The sequence below is a fragment of the Campylobacter sp. Cr9 genome (assembly GCF_020138295.1).
In the GTDB taxonomy this organism is placed as follows: domain Bacteria; phylum Campylobacterota; class Campylobacteria; order Campylobacterales; family Campylobacteraceae; genus Campylobacter_E.
The window spans coordinates 1-3122 of sequence record NZ_JACGBH010000030.1 but is presented as its reverse complement, the minus strand read 5'-3'; the positions used below and the strand labels follow the sequence as shown (position 1 = coordinate 3122).

At 29.2% G+C, this 3122-nt stretch carries 4 protein-coding genes; 1 reads left to right on the top strand and 3 read right to left on the bottom strand.

Translation table 11 applies throughout. The features are described 5' to 3' along the window. Positions 1–861 (top strand): DnaJ C-terminal domain-containing protein (locus AVANS14531_RS09065; RefSeq protein ID WP_336612151.1); only part of this gene is annotated, 861 nt, incomplete at its 5' end. A 223-nt stretch (positions 862–1084) separates the two neighbouring features. Here AVANS14531_RS09065 and AVANS14531_RS09060 read toward each other — a convergent pair. The 3 genes from AVANS14531_RS09060 to AVANS14531_RS09050 form a co-directional block, all read right to left on the bottom strand. After that, positions 1085–1945 (bottom strand): hypothetical protein, encoded by an 861-nt coding sequence (locus AVANS14531_RS09060; RefSeq protein ID WP_336612150.1) that lies wholly within the window; start codon positions 1943–1945, stop codon positions 1085–1087. 223 nt (positions 1946–2168) lie between these two features. Continuing rightward, positions 2169–2372, bottom strand: coding sequence for a hypothetical protein (locus tag AVANS14531_RS09055; protein ID WP_336612149.1), 204 nt, complete (start codon positions 2370–2372; stop codon positions 2169–2171). A 100-nt stretch (positions 2373–2472) separates the two neighbouring features. Then, positions 2473–3122: hypothetical protein (locus tag AVANS14531_RS09050; RefSeq protein ID WP_336612148.1), on the bottom strand; the 650-nt coding region annotated here is incomplete at its 5' end.

Below are 3122 nucleotides of genomic sequence, written 5' to 3'. Positions count from 1 at the left end.
GGTGCTGGTGGATTTGATTTCGGTGGATTTTCAAATTTTAGTGATATTTTTGGCGATATTTTTGGTGGTTTTGGTGATAGCGATGATGAAATTGATGAAGATTTATTTATAACTCTTGAATTAAGCTTTAAAGAAGCAATATTTGGATGCAAAAAGAAAATCAATTATTCATACAAAACAAGTTGCGTAAAATGCGATGGCACAGGTTCTGCAAGTAAAACAACTCATACTTGCTCAAGATGTAATGGTAAAGGCAAAGTTGCTATTAGACAAGGATTTTTCCAAATGGTTAGCACTTGCGATGCTTGTGGGGGCAAAGGTAGAGTTATAAAAGATAAATGCTCAAGCTGTCAAGGAAGCGGGCAAGAGAGCAAAAAAGAAGAATTAGAAGTAACAATTCCTGAAGGAGTAGATAACGGAGTTACTCTAAAGTGTGCTAATAAAGGTAATGAAATTGGCAAAAACGAACGCTCTGATTTATATATAAAATTAAGAGTTGCAAGAGATGATAGATTTATTAGAAAAGGCGATGATATTTATATTGATGTGCCGATATTATTTACTCAAGCAGCGCTAGGCTCTAGCATAATTGTGCCTACCATTAGAGGCGAAGCAACCATTCAAATACCATTTGGCTTAAGCGATAAACAACTTGTAAAAATTAGTGGCGAAGGTGTAAGAAATCATCACACAAGAAGAACAGGCGATCAATTCGTTCAACTTAGTATTATGTATCCAAAACATATAAACGCAGAACAAAAAGAATTATTAGAAAAATTAAATGAGAGTTTTGGTATCAAAAACGATGCGAAAGAACAACAACACGGCATATTTGATACTATAAAATCATGGTTTAAATAATATCAATTTCCTAATTCAAATTCTTTGAAAATTTTGTGGAATTTGAATTAGGAATTATAAACATCCATATTCAAACTTTAATAATATATTTTATGACATAAATCCATTTAAAAACCAATTAGATTTTCAAGTTCTTTTAGTTTGTTTTTAGTATTTATTATCTGCTCTTTTAAATTTATTTTATCCTTACCACTACATTCTTTAATATTATCTTCTAACCATTTTATGTTCTATTGAGTCTATTTTTATAAGCAATTTTATAGTTTTGCATTCTTTCTTGCCATTTACTATTATCATGATTTAAAACTTTTAAACCTTTTATATCACACCACCTAAGTTCATTATTAAGCTTTATTTTCTCATCATCATTAACCAAATAATATTCATCATTGTCTTTTTCTACATAGTAATTTTCAAAAGCATAACATTCTACCCCTTCATATTCTGTCTCCATAATATTAAAAAGATTATCTAAATCAAATCCACATTGAAGATCAATAAAACTTGAATAACTAGCAGCCAATAAAGCACAAGGTGATTCTTCATAGTCAAGAAAACTCACGCAATCATCGTTAAATCTTTCTTCTATTACAGCTCTTATTTGATTTGAGTTTTTATAATAAGCAATGAGTTGCTTTTCATCCTTTGGTAAGACTTTTTCATAATGAAGACTAAAATTATGTAAAAAATCTGCAAAATCACTAAATTTTACATCTTTATCAATTTTAAAATATCCATCAAGACAGTCTCTCATTCCTTTAGCATAAGCAAGATTAAATTCAAAAGTTTCAAAAGATTTTTTAAACTCATCAAAATACTCTACATAAGGAATGCAGTCATCTTTTTCACATTTTATTTTATCTTTAAACCATTTAGGAAGACTTTCAAGGCTTGAGTTTAAAGCTTTTTCAAACTCATCAAGGTCAAAATCATGTTTTAATTTTATACTGAGTGGTAAATAATAAATCTTAACCATATCCAAATCAACTCTATTTTTACAATCGTTATAATCAATTTCCCATTTATTATAAAATAATTTTTTACCAATTGAAAAATTAGTATTTATATAATCAATAATTTTCATATATATTCCATTAAAAAATAATTTAATTCTAAAATAATACTATATTTTGCCCTAAAATTGCTATTTCTTTACTGCTAATATTTACTTGATTACTAAGCTTAAAAATATTCATTCGCTTCGTTAAGCCCTGCATTATTAAAATCAGCTAAAGCACCAACTTTAGCGATATTTTTACTTAAATCATCCCTAAATGCTTTTAGCTTTTCGCCTGCAAGACCTGCTTTTATATCAAGGCGGTTAAGCTATTTATGCTTGTTGTTAGCTTATCCATTTTATCTGTGCTAAGCTTTGCTATTTTGCCTAGCTTTTTATTTTTCGCAACTCGCCACAAAAATATATTTTTGCATCGGCTCGTTGCATGCTGTGTTTTTAGTTTATCAAATCCACCTAAGGCTAACTTTAGCCCTAAGCCAAACTGCATATCCATTAAGTTCTCCTTAATCTTAAATACATATAATCATCACAAAGGTCTTGAACGATTACGAAGGGGGTTTTCGTTAGGCTCTGCCTTACCTACCCTGACAATTTTATTTCTTAGTTTCAAATCTAAGTGATGACACATAATATCCATCTTCTAAATCTTTAAATACTAAAATATACTTCCTACCTAAAATGCTTTGATTACATATTTTGTTATCTTTGTTGTTTTCATCAACTTCTATTTGCTTACCTTTTTTCAATATTTGCCCTATTAAAGAATAGTCATAAGCACTAATTTCTTTATGGTGTAGATGAGTTGCTATTTGGAATTTATCAATATATACAGGTCTATTGTTAAATTTAGTAATACATATTCTTAAAGTATCTCTTGCCTTTTTATTTAGTTTTGACCTTTTTATAGCTTGCTCTTTATATTCTTTAAGACTTAAGCCGCTTTTTTTAAATAGGTTTTGTTCGTTATTAAAAGCCTTTTTTAAAAGCTCAAAGCTTTTTTTGTGTTCTTGTGTGCTCTTATAAGCTTCATTCATTATCTTTTCTGCTTGTTTTCTTAGCCCTTCAGGAGCGGTTTTGACCTTTTCTTCTAATACCTTAAATAAAGCATTATTAGGCTCAATTGGATTATTATCAAATCCATGTGTTGCAGGGCTTAACAAACTTCTAGAGTCTTGAATGTTTTTAATGTAGCCTAAATCTTTTGTTTCTTCAATGCTTAAAACTTGTGTTTTGCACCTACAAC

Bases quoted from the DNA above. Each gene is read 5' to 3' on its own strand.
- AVANS14531_RS09055 (WP_336612149.1), bottom strand. From the start codon at position 2,372: ATGGATATGCAGTTTGGCTTAGGGCTAAAGTTAGCCTTAGGTGGATTT.
- AVANS14531_RS09060 (WP_336612150.1), bottom strand. From the start codon at position 1,945: ATGAAAATTATTGATTATATAAATACTAATTTTTCAATTGGTAAAAAA.